The sequence below is a fragment of the Anoxybacillus sp. ST70 genome (assembly GCF_019553625.1).
Lineage (GTDB): Bacteria > Bacillota > Bacilli > Bacillales > Anoxybacillaceae > Anoxybacillus > Anoxybacillus gonensis.
On the sequence record NZ_JAHZOF010000001.1, the window covers coordinates 274,423 to 294,356 of the forward strand.

Here is a 19,934-nt window from a genome sequence, read left to right on the forward strand (position 1 = left end):
GGATACAATAAAAGTGAGGAGTGATGCGTCATGTTGAAAAAGTTGAAACGCAAGCTGCTCAAACAATGGAAAGAACTTTTGCGCAGAAAATCGATTGCATAGTTGTACGAGCCCTTCGGTTGAAGGGCTTCTTTTCAATTTTGTTTCCTATTCCACACTTTTTATATATAATAAGAAAAGCGGAAAACGCTCGGGGCTAACACTTTATTTTTTAAACAAATGATGAAAAGGAGAGATGGACGTTGATTTTTAAAGTGTTTTACCAAGATACGATCGATGAAGTACCTGTAAGAGAAAAAACGAAGACGCTATACATTGAAGCGGATAGCGAGCGAGATGTGCGCCGAAAATTACAAGACCGTCATATCAATATTGAATACATTCAACCGCTTGAGGGAGCACATTTAGCGTACGAACAACAAAACGCTGATTTTCACGTATTGGAGATTGAACGATGAACATGTTAAAAAATAAGCAAGTCGGTGTTTTCGCTCTCGGCGGTCTAGGCGAAATTGGGAAAAATACATATGGCGTGCAATATGAAGATGAAATCATCATCATTGATGCCGGCATTAAGTTCCCAGAAGACGAGTTGCTCGGAATTGATTACGTCATCCCTGATTACAGCTATTTAGTGAAAAATGCCGAAAACATTAAAGGGTTATTTATTACGCACGGACATGAAGACCATATTGGCGGCATTCCGTATTTGCTTCGCCAAGTGAACGTCCCGATTTACGGCGGCAAATTGGCTCTCGGGCTCATTCGCAACAAGCTAGAAGAACACGGATTGTTGCGTCAAACGAAACTAATCGAAGTAAAAGAAGACGACGTCATTTCGTTCGGAAAAACAGCGGTGACATTTTTCCGTACAACGCACAGCATTCCAGATAGCTACGGCATCGTCGTCAAAACGCCAGTCGGTCAAATCGTTCATACGGGCGATTTTAAATTCGACTTTACGCCTGTTGGCGAGCCAGCGAACTTAACGAAAATGGCCGAAATCGGAAAAGAAGGCGTTCTTTGTTTATTGTCTGATAGTACAAATAGCGAAATCCCGCATTTTACAATGTCGGAACGGCGCGTCGGCGAAAGCATTCACGACATTTTCCGAAAAGTGCAAGGACGCATTATTTTTGCCACGTTCGCTTCGAACATTCACCGCTTGCAACAAGTGACGGAAGCCGCTGTATTAAACAATCGAAAAATTGCCGTATTCGGACGAAGCATGGAAGCGGCTATTGAAATTGGACAACAGCTCGGCTACATTAAATGTCCGAAAGATACGTTTGTCGATGCGGCACAAATTAATCGCCTCCCTGCCCATCGCGTCACGATTCTTTGTACCGGAAGTCAAGGGGAGCCGATGGCAGCGTTGTCGCGCATTGCTAACGGGTCACATCGTCAAATTCAAATTATGCCAGGCGATACAGTCGTCTTTTCATCTTCGCCAATTCCAGGCAATACCGTAAGCGTCAATCGTATTATTAATATGCTGGCGCGCGCAGGAGCGGAAGTCATTCACGGACCGCTTAGCGACATTCATACGTCTGGTCACGGGGGACAAGAAGAACAAAAATTAATGATTCGCTTAATGAAACCGAAATATTTCATGCCGATTCATGGCGAATATCGCATGCAAAAAATGCATGTAAAACTTGCGGTCGATTGCGGTGTCCCAGAAGAAAACTGCTTTATTATGGACAATGGAGACGTGCTCGGCATTAGTGAAGAAGGAGCAAGCATCGTCGGCAAAATTCCGTCCGGTTCCGTGTATATCGACGGAAGCGGCATTGGTGATATCGGCAACATCGTCTTACGCGACCGTCGCATTTTGTCAGAAGAAGGATTAGTGATCGTCGTTGTAAGCATTAACATGAAAGAAATGAAAATCGCCTCCGGACCAGACATTATTTCACGCGGATTCGTCTATATGCGTGAATCCGGCAATTTAATTAGCGATGCCCAACAACTGATTGCTAAACATTTACAACAGCTACTTGAACAAGGAACAAATCAATGGTCGGACATTAAAACGGAAATTACCGATACGCTCGCACCGTTTTTATACGAAAAAACGAAACGCAAGCCAATGATTTTACCAATTATTATGGAAGTATAGCAAAAGAAGGTGTCGTTTGTGACACCTTCTTTTTATTCTCCAACGACTTCGCTTTCAAACCGGTCAATGTCTTGATCGGCACCGATGACGATTAAAATATCACCTGTGTAAATGACTTCTGAGGCAAGCGGTGAAACGATAATGTCGTTGTTTCGTTTAATCGCAACGATGTTAATGCCGTATTTGGCGCGAATGTCTAATTCGAGAAGCGAATGGCCATGGAGCCGTTCATTTGCGACAATTTCGACGATGCTATGGCGATCGGACAGCTCTAAATAATCAAGCACATTGTTTGAAATCATATTGTTCGCAATTCTTTCACCCATATCTCGCTCGGGATGAACGATATGGTCGGCACCAATTTTTTTCAACACTTTTTCATGATAATCGTTTGTCGCTTTTACCGTAATTTTTTCGACGCCAAGCTCTTTTAAAATAAGCGTCGTTAAAATGCTCGCTTGAATGTTGTCACCGATGGCAACGATCACGTGGTCAAAGTTGCGAATGCCTAAACTTTTCAAAACGTTTTCGTCCGTTGAATCGGCAACGACGGCTTGGGACGCAATCGATGCATATTCGTTCACTTTCTCTTCGTCTACATCAATCGCAAGCACTTCCATTCCTTGCTCGCTTAACGTGCGACATACGCTACCTCCAAAACGCCCAAGACCGATAACCGCAAATTCTTTTTTCTTCACGACATATCCCCTCTTGTTCGATATTCATCCATGACGCGGATGATTCGTTTTTCTAACATATTCATTCCACCGCTTCCTGCTTGATAATGGCGAAATATACCGTCTGCATCAAATACGTAATACGTCGGTACACATCGATTATCAAACGCTTCTTTTAACCGGTGATCGTTGTCAATGAAAAGCGGATGCGTGATGCCGTATTGTTCAGCAAGCTGCTTCACGACTTCAACGTTTTCATCACCGTCGCGGCGCGGCATATGAATCGAAAGAACGTTTAATTGTCCTTCATAGCGATCGCGAAATTCGTTCACTTGTTTAATTCCGTCTTTACAAAGATGGCAACTCACCGCCCAAAAATGAATGAGCGTCGGTTTGCCGATGAGCTGTTCGCGAGTGACGTTTCCGTTTAGTACGACTGTTGCTCCGTCTAATGATGGCATAGGCTCTCGTAATTTCATCATTCTTCTTCCTTTACTTTATGATTTCCTTTCCATGCGACATAGCGAGTCAAAAGTTCAATGGCCACATCGATCGCTTCTTCGTTCGGATTTAACTTCGCATGATGCAAACCGAACGGGGATTGCACGCCGAGCCAAAACATAAAACCAGGAATGCGTGCGAGCATGTAGCCGAAATCTTCGCCCGTCATCGCTTCTTGACAACGAACGAGACGAACGTCTGTTTTTTGATCCACAAATTGCATAAATTCATTCGTTAACGCCTCATCGTTATACACTTGGTAATACATCGAACCGTAATCGATATGCGCTTCGCAGTCGTAAGCGACTTCGATGCCGCGCACGATCGCTTCAATGCGCCCTTTTACTTTTTCCATCGCTTCCGGAGATAGCGTGCGAATCGTCCCTTCTAGTCTTGCCCGCTCGGCAATGACGTTTTGTACGTTGCCGCTCGTCAGTTTGCCAATCGTAATGACCGCGCTATCAAGCGGATTGACGTTGCGAGAGACGATCGTTTGCAGCTGCATAATGAGGGCGCTTGCGGCAACGACCATATCTTTCGTTTCATGCGGAAAGGCGGCATGTCCCCCTTTGCCGATTAAATCAATAAAAAGCTCGGACGTATTCGCAAACAACAACCCTTCTTTTGTCGCAATCGTTCCGACCGGATATTCAGGAGCGATATGCAAAGCGATCACCATATCAGGCATCCATTGTTTCATTTCATCGCTTTCAAGCATCGGAAGAGCCCCGCCCGGCCCTTCTTCCGCTGGTTGAAAAATAAAAAGCATGTCGTCGTCAATCGGATGATGGACGACGTGAGTGAGCACACCGAGGGCGATTGCCATATGCATATCGTGTCCGCATGCATGCATACGTCCTTCATGCGTTGAGCGAAACGGCACGTCTGTTTGTTCGTCAATCGGTAATCCGTCCATATCCGCCCGATAACCGATCGTTTTCGTCGGCGCCATGCCGAGAACACGCACGAAAATGCCTGTGCGCCACGTTTTGATTTGCAACCGTTCTTGTGGGAGACTAGCTAAGTAATCTAATATATATCGTTGTGTTTTCCACTCTTGAAAGCCGAGCTCAGGAATTTGATGCAAATCGCGGCGGATGTTTATAAACATTTCGATCCTCCTTTTGAAAAAAGCGTGGATCCATTCCACGCTTTACAGTTGGCGAAGTTCTTGTTTAATTTCTACTTTTGCTTTTGTTTTTTCGTCAATTTGTTTAATGACGCGCGCTGGCACGCCTGCCACAACGGTATATGGAGGCACATCTTCTGTCACGATCGCACCTGCGGCAACGACAGCACCTTTTCCGACCGTCACTCCTTCTAAAATGACCGCGTTTGCTCCGATCATGACATCATCTTCCACAATGACCGGTTTGGCTGACGGTGGCTCAATGACACCAGCAAGTACTGCCCCTGCACCAACGTGGCAGTTTTTCCCGACTGTCGCACGTCCGCCAAGCACAGCGTTCATATCGATCATCGTTCCTTCACCAACAACCGCACCGATGTTAATGACCGCACCCATCATAATGACGGCATTGTCGCCAATTTGCACTTGATCGCGAATGATCGCTCCCGGCTCGATGCGCGCTTTAATATGTTTTAAATCAAGAAGTGGAATGGCAGAATTGCGACGGTCGTTTTCCACGACGTAGTCTTCAATTTTATGTTTGTTCGCTTCAAGCGCTGCTTCAATGTCCGCCCATTCGCCAAATACGACGCCTGTCTGACCTGTAATAAATGTTTTCGCGCTCGGGCCAAAATCGATGTCAGCGACGTCTCCTTTTATGTATACTTTCACAGGTGTTTTCTTTTTACTATTTTGAATAAAGGAAATAATTTCATTTGCATCCATCATCATCGCAACTTCCTCCTTATCGTTTTATTTTTTTACTTTAACAAATGATATAAACGGTGACAAGCCTATTGTCGCTTTTCGTACATCGAGCGATTGAACCGCTTTAATATTTCACGGCGCGTCACGATGCCTACAAAATAACCGTCATCATTTTCTACGCATAAAAAGGGGTGATCAATAAGCAACTTTAACGCTTTTAAAAATGAATCGTTTACATGTAGACGCGGGATGTTGCGCTGCATCGCTTGTTCCACTTTCATCGTGTCAAGCCGCTCGAACTCGATCCGCTCAATGCCTAAAATGGCATCCATAATCATCGTCATACTAATGAGCCCTTGCAGTTTATACGTCATATCTAATACTGGGATAGCCGAGTATCCTGTGCGCGTTAAGACGAGTAACGCGTGTTGTAAATGATTCCCCACTTGCACGTGCGCCACTTTATCGGACGGAATCATCAGTTCAGTCAGCGATGGTTGTTGCATCGTCATTCCGCCTTTCACAATATAATCCCCATTTGTCATTGTATCATGTTCGTTTCGATATGGAAAAGCGAGAAGTGCAATAAAAAAGCCTTCACCTATGTGAAGACTTAATTCAACAAATCGAAAATTTCAATGGCGATCATATCAATGTTGTCGAATTGATACGATTTCGGCTTCTCGCCTTTTTCGTACACTTCTAATACGAACGTGTTCGTTTTTTCATAATATGTCACGCTACATTTTTTTTCACCATTCACTTCAAAGTTGCGTTGTGGCGCTTCGTTCGTTCCTGTTTTTTGTTCTTGTAAGCTAATTAACCGTTGGATAATGCCTAATAATTGCGACATGACATTCATTCCTTTCCGATACGTATTTCAACGACTATTCACTACTGTACCAAGATTCGCGAAAAAAGTAAACAAAAACGAAAGCCCACAAAAGCGGGCTTACGTTTGAAAGGCGACGTATGCGATATACCCGAGCAAAAGAGCGACAAACACGATGTATGCAATAAAAATCGGATTGCGCACATACGGATGAGCAGCCACTTTTTCACCGACGGGCGTATCGTATTCGCCTTGTACTTTTTGTCGCTTTCCTACTTGATACGTATAAACAAGTCCCCCGACTAATACCCCGCTAGCAACAAGTAAAAGCATCCAAGAAAATGTATCCATCATCGCTCACCTCTCTAGGAAACGGAGCGCAAACATCGCCTTGTTGTGACATAACGTTTGCGCCTTACGCTTACTTTTCCACCGCGAGCGATGTTTTATTACAAATGGGCGTTATGCTCAAACAAATACTCATACGTTAAATCGATAAACAAATAATGATGTTCATCAATCGGATAGGAGTATGTGCGAATCGTTTCACCTGTTTCAATGTCGCTGTACAAATCAGATAAAATGCCGCGTTTGCGAGAACGCATGCGAATAATGTTCTCTAAAAAATACGGACGCCAGCTCCAATTTTTCATTTCGTATTGTGGCTGTAACTCCCACGTTTCGCCTCGTTTAAATATGTTTGCGGATTGTTGAAATCCGTCTTCATCGCATACGTAAATGCGAAAACTACAATCGCTCAAATGTTTGGCTAAGACAGAAATGAGTTCGTTAAACGATGAAGCTTTTTTATGTTTTGCCACAAGCTCGGATACGCGCGCTTGAAATTGTTCGGAAATATCGTATAACGTTTGCAGTTTCTTTTTTTCATGTTGAATGAACGTATGAAACTGAGTGCGCAACGTTTCTTTTAATAAATGCGGTGGAAGAAACGACGGTGACGGTTCGTGCAAATAGTAGCCTTGATAATATCGGCCGCCGTTTCGCCACGCATATTGGAGTTGAAAGGCGTTTTCGATATCTTCATACAAAAGCGTCGCCCCAATTTTTCGCGCTAAAAGCGAAATGGAATAAAGCACATCATCGTACGATACCGTCGTCGCTGACGTGCGCAACGAATACAAATCAATTTTTAATAAATCGGGCGCTAACAACCGAATGCGGTCTAAGTTGCTGCTTTCTTTTCCAATATTATCAACTGCAATTTGAATACCGTATGTACGCAAATACGTCAATACGTGCCCGAGCTGTTGAATGTCGCCTTTAAAATGATGCTCCGTAATTTCAAGAACGACTTGGTTTAATTGTAATCCTTTTTCTTTATATTGAAGAAGAAGTTGCAAAAACGATTCTCCCCGATCGATCATTAACACGTTCGCATCACGATTAATGAAAATAAGCGATGCAGGCTGCTCGTGAACAAACTGTTCGAGCGCTTTCGTCGTCACTGCCACATCGACTTCCATGCGAAACTCCTCTGGAATCGTTTCGTCGTGAAAAAATGGGCCGAGGCTGATCACTTCATCCCCTTGTTGAAAGCGCCCAAGCACTTCGTATCCGACGATGCATTGCTCGTCGGCGCTAAAAATCGGTTGGTAATACGGAACGACTTGATCGATGTGTGTTAAAATGTCTAGTGCATCCAAAGCGACGCTTCCTCCCCCGTTTTTTCACCCATTATACCATAAGAAAAATAAAAGTGCTTGTCGGGAAACAGAAGAAAAGCGACGTCAGCAAACGTCGCATTAAAACGGATGTTGATTCAGCCATTGCCCTCCGTCGACCGTAATGCACTCGCCGTTAATGTATGCGGCCGCATCAGAAAGTAAAAACGAGGCGACTGCTGCAATTTCTTCTGGCGTACCGAAACGACCGAGCGGCACACTATCTTTGACGCGCTTTTCCATCTCCTCTGATAAAATAAGCTTTTCTGCTCCACCTGTTCGCTCAATTGGACCGGGAGCGATGGCGTTGACGCGAAATCCGTATTTTTTCCCCCATTCGACCGCTAACGTGCGCGTCATCGTTAGCACACCTGCTTTGGCGCACGCCGAATGAATGACGCCCGCTCCTGCTCCCCAAGCATATGTAGCCACGATGTTAATGATCGATCCTTTTTGTCCTTTTTCAATCCAATAGTTTCCGACTTCTCGACTACAATAAAACGTTCCGTTTAAAACGATGTCGATGACGCTATTCCAGCCGTTAATCGATAACTTTTCTGCTGGACAAATGAAATTGCCTGCGGCGTTATTAATTAACGCATCAATTTTTCCGAACCGTTCATCTGTTTCTTTCACCATCGCTGCGACTAATTCCGGTTGACGCACGTCCATGACGATCGGAAGCACGCTTCCCCCAATGTCTTTCGCCGCTTCTTCAAGCGCTTCCTTTCTTCTTCCGGTAATGACGACATGCGCTCCTTCATCTGCAAAACGCTTCGCCATATATTTCCCCATGCCGCTTGAACCGCCTGTCACAATCACGACTTTCCCCTTCATCTTCTCATCCCCTTTTATGAATGGTTGTTCATTCATTTTTATTGTACTATATATTTAGAAAATTTTTAACATTGTTTTTGCTGTTTTTATCAACTTTTTTCTTTTATAATGAATGAAGAACATTTTCATTTGGTAAGGTTTGAGACATGAAACGACGAGATTTTTTACGCACGTTTTTTTCTTTATTCGTTAAAGGAGCATTGCTTTCAACAGCGGGATATATGTATGCAAAATATATTGAGCCGAGGCAGTTGACAGTACGGCGTTATGACATCGTGCACCCACTCATTCCAAAAAGCTTTGATGGATGTCGGCTTCTTCAATTTAGCGATGTGCATTTAGGGTATCATTATTCTGTTGACCATTTTCAACGTGTCGTCCAACGAATGAACGACCTCGATCCGCATCTCATTTGTTTTACAGGCGATTTGCTTGATAAACCGAATGAATACGAACATGTCGCTACGATTACATCGTTATTGACAACGCTTCATGCTCCGCTTGGAAAGTACTGTATTTATGGAAATCACGATCACGGCGGATACGGAACAAATATATATAAAGACATGATGGAGAACGCCGGATTTCGTCTCCTTGTGAACGAATGGGTACGTGTTCGTCAAGGCAACGAACAAATTGTCATCGCAGGGTTAGACGATTTTATGCTCGGTCAGCCGAATTTCGCAAAAACGGTGCAACAGTTGCCAAAGGAAACGTATACGATTGCGCTTATTCATGAACCCGACCTCGTGACGCAAGCGAGCGTCTATCCGTTTCATCTTCAGCTGTCTGGTCATAGCCACGGGGGACAAATTCAACTGCCGTGGATTGGACCGCTCGTCACCCCTCCGCTAGCAAAACAATATGTCGAAGGGTTTTACGATGTACAGCAACTCACCTTATACGTCAATCGCGGACTTGGAACGACGCGCATGCCGTTTCGCTTTTTGACCCCACCAGAATTAACGTTGTTCACATTAAAAGCCGGGTTATAACATAAACCCGGCTTGAAACATACATATGCTTCCGATAAGCGAAGCAACGATGTAAAAAAACGCTTCTTTATATTGTTTTCGCAACAATAGTTGCAGTGCTTCGACGCTAAATGTCGAAAACGTCGTAAACGCTCCGAAAAAGCCAATCGTTACCCCGACGGCTTGCACGTCGTGGGCAAGCGTCATGCCAAGCCCGAACGAACCGAGCCAATTAATGAACAAAATGGAAACCGGCACAGATGATTTTTTCGTCCAACGTAATAGCCATATGCCAAGCTGATAGCGGCACCACGCCCCAAACGCTCCGCCAAGCGCAACGGTAATCATGACGCCTCACCTACTTTTTTCATACCCATTCGTTCCCCTACATACACGCCTGCATAACAAAAAAGCAAGCCTCCAACAAAAGATGTGAGCACATATACATTTGCCAGTCCGACATGGTCATGCCATAGCGCGATCGTCTCTTTACTAAACGTTGACATCGTCGTCAATCCGCCACAAAACCCTGTTCCGATGGCAAGACGCAACCATTCCGCCATGTTTCTCTTTCCGACGTAAGACGTAAGCGCCCCAAGCAAAAATGAACCGACATAATTGACGAGCAACGTTCCCCACGGAAACGAAAGAAACGGGAATACGATCGCTACACCGTATCGACATAGCGCCCCTAGCGCTCCGCCAAGAGCAACCGCTCCGCTTTCTTTCATGTCATCATCTCCTTATTCTTCATCGTCTGCAACATCGTATGCCATTTGAAATAAAATCATTTGGCTATCTACTTCTTCTTCTCCTTCTTTTCGCTTCACGTAATCGTATTCTCCCTCTTCGTTTTGCTCGCGCGCTTTCACGTTATCCGCAAGCAAAATGTGCAATACGTCAATGAGCCGCTGTTTTAATTCTTTGTTAAAAATCGGAAATAAAATTTCAATGCGGCGGTCCATATTGCGCGTCATCCAATCGGCAGATGACAAAAAGACGCGCGCTTGTCCGTGGTGATGAAAATAATATACGCGACTATGCTCTAAAAAGCGACCGACGATGCTGCGGACGCGAATGTTTTCACTTACTCCTTTCATTTGTGGACGTAAACAACAAATGCCACGCACAATTAAATCAATTTGTACCCCTGCTTGAGACGCTTCATATAGCTTCATGATGAGCTGTTTATCTGTTAATGAGTTCATTTTCGCAATGATGCGCCCATCGCCATATTGTTTATGATAGCGAATTTCTTCGTCGATGAGCTGTAAAAATTGTTGCCGTAAATCAAACGGGGCGACGACTAAATGGTGAAATTCCGGTTTTTCCATATAGCCACTTAAATAATTAAAAAAGTTTGTCGCATCTTCACCAAATTGTTCATTCGCCGTAATCAAACCGAAATCAGTGTACACTTTGGCAGTCGCGTCGTTATAATTGCCTGTTCCTAAATGAACGAACCGCTCAATTTTCCCATGTTTTTGGCGCACAATTAACGTAATTTTACTATGCGTTTTTAAATGCGTCATGCCATAAATGACGTGGCAGCCTGCTTTTTCAAGCTCTTTCGCCCATTGCACGTTATTTTCTTCATCAAACCGCGCTTTCAATTCAACGAGAACGGTCACTTGTTTTCCGTTTTCCGCCGCCCGTTTTAACGCTTCAATAATTGGAGAATCTCCGCTGACGCGATAAAGTGTTTGTTTGATCGCTAACACGTCTGGATCGTCTGCGGCATCGGAAATAAAATCAATGACCGGCTCAAACGATTCATATGGATGGTGAAACAATAAATCACGCTCTTTCGCTTTTTCAAATATATCTTCATCATCATCTACATCTTTTGGCGGTTGCGGAATGAGCGTTTGGAAAATGAGATGTTCTTTATATTTCGCCACTTCATAATAAAACGAAAATAAAAATGTCAAATCAATCGGCCCGTCAATTTGATACACATCTTTTTCGTGAATTTCTAACTCATCTAATAAATAATCGAGCACCCATTCGTCAAACCCTTTTTTGCTCATTTCAAGCCGAACCGCTGCTCCCCATTTTCGCTTTTTTAACTCTTTTTCAATTTCTTTCAATAAATCGCGCGCCCCTTCTTCGTGAATCGTTAAATCGGCGTTGCGCGTAATGCGAAATTGCGTCACAGACGAAACGTTGTACCCTTTAAATAACGTATGAATAAACATCGTAATGACGTCTTCTAACAGCGCATACACATGCATGCCGTCGTTTGCTGGCAATGGAATGAAGCGATTTAACACCGCTGGCACTTGCACGATCGCTAATTTTTTCCGATCTTCTTCATCTTCTTCATCGTCAAGGACGATCGCTAAATTTAAACTTTTGTTCAACAACATCGGAAACGGGCGATACGCATCGACAGCCATCGGCGTTAATACCGGAAAAATATTTTTCATAAAATACGACTGCAAGTACGTCATTTGTTCAGCGCTCCATTCGGTTGGCGCAAGCAAATGTACCCCTTCTTTATTTAACATCGGCAACAACGTTTCGTTGTACATGTCGTACTGCCACTTCACAAGCGCATGCGTTTTTTTCGCAATTTTTTTCAACTGTTCTTTCGGCGTTAATCCCGCTTTATTTTCCGGCTTATTAAATCCGGCTTTCACTTGATCTTTTAACCCAGCGACGCGCACCATAAAAAACTCATCTAAATTCGAGCTGAAAATGGCTAAAAATTTCAACCGTTCCAACAGCGGATTGCGCTCGTCCATCGCCTCTTGCAAAACGCGTTCGTTAAACGCAAGCCAACTTAATTCGCGGTTATTATAATAACGCGGATGGCTTAAATCCATATTCATCCCTCCAAATGAAACTGTAATTGAATCGGGCGTTTTAACATTTTTTCGACATGCTTCTTATGTTTTTCCGCTTGATATTCTTCCGCTTTAAACGATTGACTGCAAAAAAGATGTACGACGACGGTTTCATCTTGAAGCTCAAGCTGCACACGATCAACGATGTTTCGCTTCGTATCGTTTAAACTGTAAGCAAATTTTAATAGCGCGCCAAGAAAACGAAGCTTTTTTTGTTCTGCGCGGGTAAACCACGCATGAAACGGCTGCACATATTGTTTAAACAACGTTTTATTTTTAAACGAAGCAACAAGCGCAAGTTGCACACGATCACGATGGCTTAATCCGTCAATCGTTCGATTCGCTAAAAGGTAAAACGTATGTTGACTGCTCGCTTCTTCGTCGACATATTGCCCTAAATAAAACACGTGAGCGGCGCGCTTTAATAAGACGAGATCTTCTCCGGTCAGCGGAAAAAGCGAAAGCGCACGCATTTGGTCAAACAGTTGAATGACAAGTTTTAATACGTGTTGTACGTGGTTTGTATTCACTTCGTAATCTTGGGCTAGTTCAAAAAAACTTTCATCTAGTACGCTGGGAAAGACGATCGGCCCAAACTGTTCGTAAAAAATGCCGTCGCGCAATCCTTTGCGGCTTAAAATAAACGTCGTCGCATCAACTGTTTCGTATAACGTTTGAAACACTTCGACCGCTGGAATAATTAAATCCGCTCGATCTTTCGACAACGCTTCGACTTTTTGCAGCTGTTCAAACGTCAATGAGCGCAAATATTTTTTCACTTGTACAATGTCGTCGCGATTCATTTCGTATTGATGAATGCCGGCAATCGGGTAGTTTTGTAACATTTGATGTACTTGCACGACGTTGCGGGCGCTTCCCCCGATCGCAATGATTGGCAAACGGCGTTGTTTTAGCCACGGAAGTGATTGAAATTGCTTGTCGACGTATGCACGTAACGTTTGCAGTTCTTCATCTGTCGGCACGTTGCCAGCGACAAACTGACGTTTTAACGATAATGCACCAAACGGGAAGCTATGATAGTCGACAAGTTCGCGATTGTGAAAATACGTCACTTCCGTACTTCCTCCGCCAATATCGACCGTAATCCCTTCATGAAATGACGTCGATTGAATGACAGCTAAAAAACCGTAGTATGCTTCTTCATATTCGGATAAAATACGAATACGAAAATCGGTTTTTTCTGCAATAAAGCGAACGATCTCATCGCGATTGCGCGCTTGACGAATCGTTGCCGTCGCCACACATTTCACATCGTGCAGGCGATGAAAACGCGTCACATCTTGAAATGTGAGTAGTCCATCTAAAAGAACGCGCAATCCTTCCTCTGTAAAAAAGCCGTCTTCTGTTAAATAGTTGCGCAACCGAGCTGCAATTTTTACATTTTCTCGCTCGCGCAACCGACCGCTTTTGCTTCGTTCGTAAATAACAAGCCGCATCGTATTCGAGCCGATATCAATAATGCCATATTTCACCGTTTACCCTCCTCCGTTAAAAAAATAAATTGAAAATTTTCCAAAAACATAGACGATCGTGTATAATAAAAGTGTATAAAAGAAAAGCGAAAAGCGCCCGCTTATCGGCGAAGAGCGCACAAGCCCCACCGAGGAGGCTGTCGCCGCCGCAGTGTGGGGCGGAGCGACTCGAGCCGATGGCGCTTGGAGCTAGACAGCTCCCTAAATCTAAAGTTTTATATTATCTTTCAAAAAGGAGTGGAATGCCAATGGAAACAGTCGAATGCACCGTTGAAAACTTATCGGTCGCTTTGTTTACTGTCAACCGTCATGCGAAAACTGCGTTAAATCCTTCTTACTTGTATTTGCTCAAGAAAAAAACGATTGAAAAAATGCTCGAAGAAGGGAAAGCGAAAAAAGTTGGACTTCATTTTTCCCGAAATCCGAAGTACAGCCAACAAAAGTCGGATGTGCTTGTGGCGATCGGTCAATATTACTTCCACATACCTCCAACAAAAGAAGACTTCAAGCATTTGCCTCATCTCGGTACGTTGGACGATTCTTATCGCAACCCTGTTGCTAAAATGCCGTTGTCTCAAGCGAAACGTTTACTTCAAGCATACACAGGCGTCACACCTGAAGATGTTCAACCGAAGCCGAAACGATACGATTGGTCACGTCCGCATCGGTTCGGGAAAACATTTCGTTAAGGACAAGCTTCGAGCTTCAACAAGCATACTTTATTATATTACACAAAAGGGCGGCCTCTTAATGAGATCGCCCTTTTTTACTTTGGACTAATTGTTCAAACTGTTCAGCTGAAAGCGGCTTGCTGAAATAGTAGCCTTGGGCACGGTCGCAACCTTCTCGTTTTAAAATGGCAAGTTGCTCTTCCGTTTCCACCCCTTCGGCAACGACTTTCATTTGTAAGCTGTGCGCCACTTCAATGACGGCGCGAACGATCGATAAATCGTATGAATGTTTTACCATATCTTGCACAAACGAACGGTCTATTTTAATGATGTCGACCGGCAGTTTTTTTAAATAGTTTAATGAAGAATAGCCTGTCCCAAAATCGTCAATGGCCAATTGAAGCCCTAAATTTTTTAACGCTTGAAGTTGAGCAAGCACATAGTCAATATGATGCATCGCCATACTTTCTGTAATTTCTAGTTTTAAGCAAAACGGATCTAAATCGTACGTGCGCAGCACTTGTTCAATATGTTTCACTAAATCCGCTTGCAAAAATTGTTTAATAGAAACGTTAATGCCCATTTGCACGTGTGGAAGCCCTTTTTTCCTCCACACTTTACTTTGCTCACATACGTTTCGCAACACCCATTCACCGATTGGCTGAATTAAATTCGTTTCCTCGGCAATCGGAATAAACGTTGCTGGTGAAATCCATCCGCGCTTCGGATGATACCAACGCAATAACGCTTCCGCCGCCACAATATCACCTGTTTCCATATCGACAATCGGTTGATAATGAAGCGTAAATTCATTTTGTTTTAACGCTTTTCGAATGCTATGTTGAATGTATAATTTTTCTTCGTTCGTCTTTTTTAATTCGTTCGTATAAAAACAGTACGTATTTCCTCCATTTTCTTTCGCAATTTCAAGCGCTAAATCCGCAAACGACATGAGCGTCGTCCAATCGGTTGCATCGTGAGGAAAGACGCTTACTCCAATGCTTGGCGTCACCGTCAGCTCTTGATCTGTCAGTTGAAACGGAGCCGAAAATAATTGCAACATTTCGTCAAGTAAACGATGCAATTCATTGCGGTCAACGGTATAAAAAGCGAGAAAAAATTGATCGCGATGTTGTCTAGCGACGATGCCACCTTCATAGCGCCGCAATCGCTCCGCTACTTGTTTTAACAATTCGTTTCCACGTTCATAGCCAATTAAATCGTTAATGAATTTAAAACGGTCTAAATTAAGCGACAATAACGTAAACGGTTCATTTTGATTCATTCGTTCGGAAAGCATATGTTGAAACGAATCGTACGACAAGACGCCGGTTAATGTATCCGAATCATTATCGTCTAACAAAAAGAACCCTGTCCAAATGAGATGCGAATGAAACGAATACACGTGCATATACGCATGGCGTTGATCGACAATCATTTTTCCGCGCCACGTATCGTTTGTATGTAATGTAGAAATAGCTTCATGGGCACGGTCAATGAGTTGTTGCACGACGCCATAGCGGCGCGATAATTGTTTCATAAACGAATCGCTCATATACACAATCGTTCCGTCTTCGTTCGTAACAAAAAAAATCGCACATTGATCAAACTGTTGCCCAACGGCCTCCCATTTTATCAATGGAGGGTGTTGGAACAGAAACTGCTGTTCATTCATGTTGTAATCCTCGCTTTTTGTTTTCTTCCCTCCTTTTTTATTAAACCATACGTGACGATAATTGAAAATAATTTTTCAGAAAGAAACGAAATTTAGTCAATTGTTCCTGTGCGTAAAATCGATACGTTCACATCGACGTCGATCCGTGCATCTTTGTACAATGGCAACCATTGTTTATTTGTCAACTGTAATTTGCGCACCGAATGGTCATATATTTGTCCAAATCCGATCGGGTCCGTTTCATATGCTTTTAATTTCACCAATAGCTGATTGATTTCTTTTTTCATTTGTTTTTCAATTGCCCGCTCAAGCACGTGTATATTCGCTTGCATAATTGGCTTCATTTTTTCAGACATCTCTAAAATTTCCGTTTGCATCTTGACCGTAACACGAAAATGCGGAAATGGTTTTTGGCGAACGAGCTTAATTTTCCGTTTCGTCCGAATTTCGTTAAACACAAGATTCACTTTTTTTCCCTTTTTCTTTATTAATAACGGAGCGACATCTTCGCGCGACACCGTCACATTTTTTAGTCCGGTGTTGTACTCTGAGGCTAACATTTTAATGTAAAAACTTTCGTCGAGTCGCACCGTTCCGACAAATTTGTCTCCGCGAAAGAGCGCTACTTTTTCAATAATCGGTTTGTCGTCACGCAATGATAAACAAGGTAAAACCGGATCTTTGCCAACGTCGTAATAACTATGAATGAACTCGTGCAACGTGGCGGCTAATAGCGATTCACTGCGCAAATTTTTTTCAATTAATCGATATAAATATGTGCCAATATCGGGCGTATCTTCATGTTTTTTACTTTTTATGACTTTTTTTGCGCTCGGCTCCGCAATAGCTAAATAAACGAGCGAGCCGATGTTCGCATCGCGTTGTAGCGTGTCGGTGAGTGAAAAAATCCCATCTTTCTCAGCTAGCTCTTTTCCGTATACAACGACGCGAATTTGTCCCGAACCCAAATCGTGGCTCGTTTGCGCCTCTAAATCTTGGCGAAGCCCTTTGCTCGTTTTATTTGTCGCTTCAATCACTTCGGACATCGATGAACCTGTCGTTTGGAACGAAAGCATAACCGATCCACCTTCATACATCTTTCCTTTTTTATCAAATCCTGTTGCTGTAATAATGCCTTGTCGCTCTAATACGCGCGGGGATACACAACCGCTAAGCAACAACATGACGATGATCAACCATTTCATTTTGCGCTCCCCTTTGCCCATGTTTTGATGCGCACAAAAACATATAAGAAAAACGGATAGACGAAGCTCAACCAAAACCCATACCATCCGACTTGATCAATAAATTTGTTAATTGTCGCTCGCTTTTCAAAAATAAGTGCAACCGCAAAAGATAAACCCGCAAAAAGAAATAACCCGTATTTTTGTTTGATATGAAAAAGCGCTTTTCCACCGCGCGTCATCGCCCACATAAACATGAGTAAATTCGGCAAAATGACGAGCAGCCAAAGCGGGATGACGATATATTCAAACCGCTCAATAAACGGAAATTTGATGATCGTAAACATCGATAACGATGCCCAAATGGTGACATCGAGTTGTTTCGGACTAAAAAAAGCAATCGCAATGACCGTCACCGCAGCAACGAGCAATGTCGTCAATAACACACCAAGTTGCGCATAGCGATGAACGCGCTCTTTTTCTTTTACAAACGGATAAATGATATATAACACTTCAAATCCGAGCATCGTGTAAGACGTTTTTAATACGCCGTTCATCATTTGTTTCGGCGTCGCTTCTAATATAGGGAGTAAATGAATCCACTCCGCATATTTCAACGGTTGAAAAACGACAATAACGATCCAAATGGTCATAAAAAACGTTAAAAAACTAACGCCTGCCACGAGCCGAAACCCGCCGCCATATAGGGCATATACCGTTAAAAGCACTAAAATGAGCGCACCGCCCCAAAGCGGAAAATCGGGGTACATCCACGTTAATGCCATCTCCACATAACCGAGCAAAATAGACGTATACGCCATTAAAAAATAAACGACAACCGCTGCGTTTATGATCCAACCGAGCACACGTCCATACACGAACGTATGAAGCGAAAAAAGGTTGTCATATTCCGACGATTTTAACGTTTGGCAAATGACGAAAACGATAAGATGAATCCATAACCCGCTAATAAGGACGGCAATCCATGCATCTTGGCGCGCTTCAACGAAAATGACGCGCTGCACGCCGACGATGCCGAGGCCAATTTGCGCGGTATGAACGAGAAAAAAAATGAGATACGCATTCACGGATAGCCGTTCGTTTGGCGTTTTCATCATTCATCCAAATCCTTTCGTTTCATCGCTTCACGCCATGAAAAACGGCGAGAGTTTTGCGGACGGTTCGTTTTCGGACGTTCGTTATAAAACTTCACCGGCAAGCGAATGAGCGCATATTTCATATCTGCAAAACGAAACGGATACATCGGCGATAAATATGGACGTCCAAGCGATGTAAGCTTTAATAAATGAATAAGCAACAGGCTGACGCCAATAAATATGCCGATGAGCCCCCAAAGCGCCGCAAGTAAAATGATTGGGAAGCGTAAAATGCGAATCGTTGCCCCCATTTCATAACTTGGCGCCGTAAACGAACCGAGCGCGCTTAATGCAACAATAATGATGAGCACGTTGCTCGTAAATCCGGCATCCACTGCAGCCTGTCCGAGAACGATACCGCCAACGATACCCATCGTTTGACCGACTTTTGTCGGCAAGCGCGCCCCTGCTTCACGCAATAGTTCAATCATAAATTCTAAAAATAACGCTTCAATGACAGGAGGAAAGGGCACGCGCGAACGGGATTCGCCAATCGTTAACAATAAAGCGGACGGAATGACTTCGTAATGATATGTAATGACGGCGACATATAACGGTGATAAAAAAATGGAAGCGAAAATGCCAAGCATGCGTACCGCGCGCAAGACGGTGCTCATCGTCCAGCGTAAATAAATGTCTTCCGTCGTCTCAAAAAAGCTAAAAAACGTCGTCGGACAAATGATGACCGTCGGGCTACGATCAACAAAAATGCCGATGCGCCCTTTTAATAAACTATACGCTAAGCGGTCAGGCAGTTCCGTTAATAAATATTGCGGAAAAATCGTATATGCATGATCGTCTAATAGTTGCGCTAAAATGGAGCTGTCGATCACTTCGTCAATTTGCAATTCCGTTAACCGTTGCTTCACCGTTTGAACGTTTGTTTGATCGGCGATGTCCTCAATGTATACGACGCGCACATCGAGCGGGTTGCGCACCCCGATCGTCATTTTTTCAGTCACTAATTTTTGATCGGTAATATTTTGGCGCAAAATACGAATGTTCGTATCGATGGACTCGGTAAACGACATTTTCGGACCGAGGACAAGTGATTCCGTTTCCGCTTTTTCAAGCGAACGTTCGACTTTTTCTGCGATGTTGACGACAAGACCATGCTTTTCTTTTTCGATGTAAATGCCCGCCCAACCGTCGCGTATATATGACGCCATTTCTTTTTCCGTTTCACATATGCTCACTGCGCCAATCGGCAAACAGCGCGCCAGCTGCTCAATCGATACGTGTTGTTGTGCTTGAATAAAGGCAAGGACGTTTTGTTGAAGATGAGCGTGATTAATTAAATTACTTAAAAAAAGAACGTATACGTTTTTTCCTTTACATGCAATGCGGCGGCACATAAAATCCGGCGAATGGGCAAGCTGTTTCGCCACATCATCTATTCGATTTTTTTTCGTAAACCACATCATCTTGTCCCCTTTTTCTTCC

The 19,934-nt window shown here is 43.5% G+C and carries 21 protein-coding genes; 4 read left to right on the forward strand and 17 right to left on the reverse strand.

Going from position 1 to position 19,934, the window contains the following annotated elements:
- Positions 1-242: 242 nt before the first annotated feature.
- A complete protein-coding gene (locus K1I43_RS01435) occupies positions 243-458 on the forward strand; it encodes a DNA-dependent RNA polymerase subunit epsilon (RefSeq protein WP_009362600.1) in 216 nt (71 codons plus the stop codon).
- Positions 455-2,122, forward strand: a complete 1,668-nt coding sequence (rnjA, locus tag K1I43_RS01440) for a ribonuclease J1 (RefSeq protein WP_009362599.1) — start codon at positions 455-457, stop codon at positions 2,120-2,122. The genes K1I43_RS01435 and rnjA overlap by 4 nt, the downstream gene beginning before the upstream one ends.
- Before the next feature lie 32 nt (positions 2,123-2,154).
- Here rnjA and K1I43_RS01445 read toward each other — a convergent pair whose 3' ends face one another.
- The 9 genes from K1I43_RS01445 to fadH all read right to left on the reverse strand — a co-directional run bounded on the left by K1I43_RS01445 (position 2,155) and on the right by fadH (position 8,488).
- Complete coding sequence (locus K1I43_RS01445; RefSeq protein ID WP_019417981.1) at positions 2,155-2,820, reverse strand: potassium channel family protein; 666 nt, start codon at positions 2,818-2,820, stop codon at positions 2,155-2,157.
- Positions 2,817-3,278: a TlpA disulfide reductase family protein gene (locus K1I43_RS01450; RefSeq protein ID WP_009362597.1), complete on the reverse strand. Its 462-nt coding sequence runs from the start codon at positions 3,276-3,278 to the stop codon at positions 2,817-2,819. Before K1I43_RS01450 ends, K1I43_RS01445 begins: the two co-directional genes overlap by 4 nt.
- Entirely contained in the window at positions 3,278-4,411 is a 1,134-nt protein-coding gene (locus K1I43_RS01455) for an N-acetyldiaminopimelate deacetylase (RefSeq protein WP_033383502.1), read from the reverse strand. The genes K1I43_RS01450 and K1I43_RS01455 overlap by 1 nt, the downstream gene beginning before the upstream one ends.
- A gap of 42 nt (positions 4,412-4,453) precedes the next feature.
- Complete coding sequence (gene dapD, locus K1I43_RS01460) at positions 4,454-5,161, reverse strand: 2,3,4,5-tetrahydropyridine-2,6-dicarboxylate N-acetyltransferase (protein WP_009362595.1); 708 nt, start codon at positions 5,159-5,161, stop codon at positions 4,454-4,456.
- 62 nt (positions 5,162-5,223) lie between these two features.
- Positions 5,224-5,682: a cyclic-di-AMP-binding protein CbpB gene (cbpB, locus tag K1I43_RS01465; protein WP_019417983.1), complete on the reverse strand. Its 459-nt coding sequence runs from the start codon at positions 5,680-5,682 to the stop codon at positions 5,224-5,226.
- A 68-nt stretch (positions 5,683-5,750) separates the two neighbouring features.
- Positions 5,751-5,990 (reverse strand): YkuJ family protein, encoded by a 240-nt coding sequence (locus tag K1I43_RS01470; RefSeq protein WP_003396622.1) that lies wholly within the window; start codon positions 5,988-5,990, stop codon positions 5,751-5,753.
- 99 nt (positions 5,991-6,089) lie between these two features.
- Entirely contained in the window at positions 6,090-6,323 is a 234-nt protein-coding gene (locus tag K1I43_RS01475; protein WP_009362593.1) for a hypothetical protein, read from the reverse strand.
- A 95-nt stretch (positions 6,324-6,418) separates the two neighbouring features.
- The gene (locus K1I43_RS01480; RefSeq protein ID WP_009362592.1) at positions 6,419-7,633 is read right to left on the reverse strand and encodes an EAL domain-containing protein; all 1,215 of its coding nucleotides are present in this window, start codon (positions 7,631-7,633) and stop codon (positions 6,419-6,421) included.
- A 99-nt stretch (positions 7,634-7,732) separates the two neighbouring features.
- Complete coding sequence (gene fadH / locus K1I43_RS01485) at positions 7,733-8,488, reverse strand: 2,4-dienoyl-CoA reductase (protein ID WP_009362591.1); 756 nt, start codon at positions 8,486-8,488, stop codon at positions 7,733-7,735.
- A gap of 146 nt (positions 8,489-8,634) precedes the next feature.
- Here fadH and K1I43_RS01490 point away from each other — a divergent pair, with 146 nt between their 5' ends.
- Positions 8,635-9,483: a metallophosphoesterase gene (locus K1I43_RS01490; protein WP_019417984.1), complete on the forward strand. Its 849-nt coding sequence runs from the start codon at positions 8,635-8,637 to the stop codon at positions 9,481-9,483.
- Here K1I43_RS01490 and crcB (K1I43_RS01495) read toward each other — a convergent pair.
- Genes crcB (K1I43_RS01495) through K1I43_RS01510 form a run of 4 tightly spaced genes read right to left on the reverse strand, consistent with a single transcriptional unit; the run spans position 9,478 to position 13,804 of the window.
- On the reverse strand, positions 9,478-9,810 hold the full coding sequence (gene crcB / locus K1I43_RS01495) for a fluoride efflux transporter CrcB (protein ID WP_019417985.1): 333 nt from the start codon (positions 9,808-9,810) through the stop codon (positions 9,478-9,480). The two genes, K1I43_RS01490 and crcB (K1I43_RS01495), sit on opposite strands and share 6 nt — an antisense overlap.
- Complete coding sequence (gene crcB, locus K1I43_RS01500; RefSeq protein WP_009362588.1) at positions 9,807-10,193, reverse strand: fluoride efflux transporter CrcB; 387 nt, start codon at positions 10,191-10,193, stop codon at positions 9,807-9,809. Before crcB (K1I43_RS01500) ends, crcB (K1I43_RS01495) begins: the two co-directional genes overlap by 4 nt.
- A gap of 12 nt (positions 10,194-10,205) precedes the next feature.
- Positions 10,206-12,290: an RNA degradosome polyphosphate kinase gene (locus K1I43_RS01505; RefSeq protein ID WP_083842732.1), complete on the reverse strand. Its 2,085-nt coding sequence runs from the start codon at positions 12,288-12,290 to the stop codon at positions 10,206-10,208.
- A 2-nt stretch (positions 12,291-12,292) separates the two neighbouring features.
- Positions 12,293-13,804 (reverse strand): Ppx/GppA family phosphatase, encoded by a 1,512-nt coding sequence (locus K1I43_RS01510; protein WP_019417987.1) that lies wholly within the window; start codon positions 13,802-13,804, stop codon positions 12,293-12,295.
- A 248-nt stretch (positions 13,805-14,052) separates the two neighbouring features.
- Here K1I43_RS01510 and K1I43_RS01515 point away from each other — a divergent pair, with 248 nt between their 5' ends.
- Positions 14,053-14,493, forward strand: a complete 441-nt coding sequence (locus tag K1I43_RS01515; RefSeq protein ID WP_009362585.1) for a YkyB family protein — start codon at positions 14,053-14,055, stop codon at positions 14,491-14,493.
- 58 nt (positions 14,494-14,551) lie between these two features.
- Here K1I43_RS01515 and K1I43_RS01520 read toward each other — a convergent pair whose 3' ends face one another.
- The 4 genes from K1I43_RS01520 to K1I43_RS01535 form a co-directional block, all read right to left on the reverse strand.
- Positions 14,552-16,150 carry a putative bifunctional diguanylate cyclase/phosphodiesterase gene (locus K1I43_RS01520; RefSeq protein ID WP_019417988.1) on the reverse strand — a complete coding sequence of 533 codons (1,599 nt, stop codon included), beginning with the start codon at positions 16,148-16,150 and terminating at the stop codon, positions 14,552-14,554.
- 92 nt (positions 16,151-16,242) lie between these two features.
- The gene (locus K1I43_RS01525) at positions 16,243-17,355 is read right to left on the reverse strand and encodes a Ger(x)C family spore germination protein (protein WP_019417989.1); all 1,113 of its coding nucleotides are present in this window, start codon (positions 17,353-17,355) and stop codon (positions 16,243-16,245) included.
- Positions 17,352-18,452 (reverse strand): GerAB/ArcD/ProY family transporter, encoded by a 1,101-nt coding sequence (locus K1I43_RS01530; RefSeq protein ID WP_019417990.1) that lies wholly within the window; start codon positions 18,450-18,452, stop codon positions 17,352-17,354. The genes K1I43_RS01525 and K1I43_RS01530 overlap by 4 nt, the downstream gene beginning before the upstream one ends.
- Positions 18,449-19,915 (reverse strand): spore germination protein, encoded by a 1,467-nt coding sequence (locus K1I43_RS01535; protein ID WP_020424574.1) that lies wholly within the window; start codon positions 19,913-19,915, stop codon positions 18,449-18,451. The genes K1I43_RS01530 and K1I43_RS01535 overlap by 4 nt, the downstream gene beginning before the upstream one ends.
- Positions 19,916-19,934: the final 19 nt, after the last annotated feature.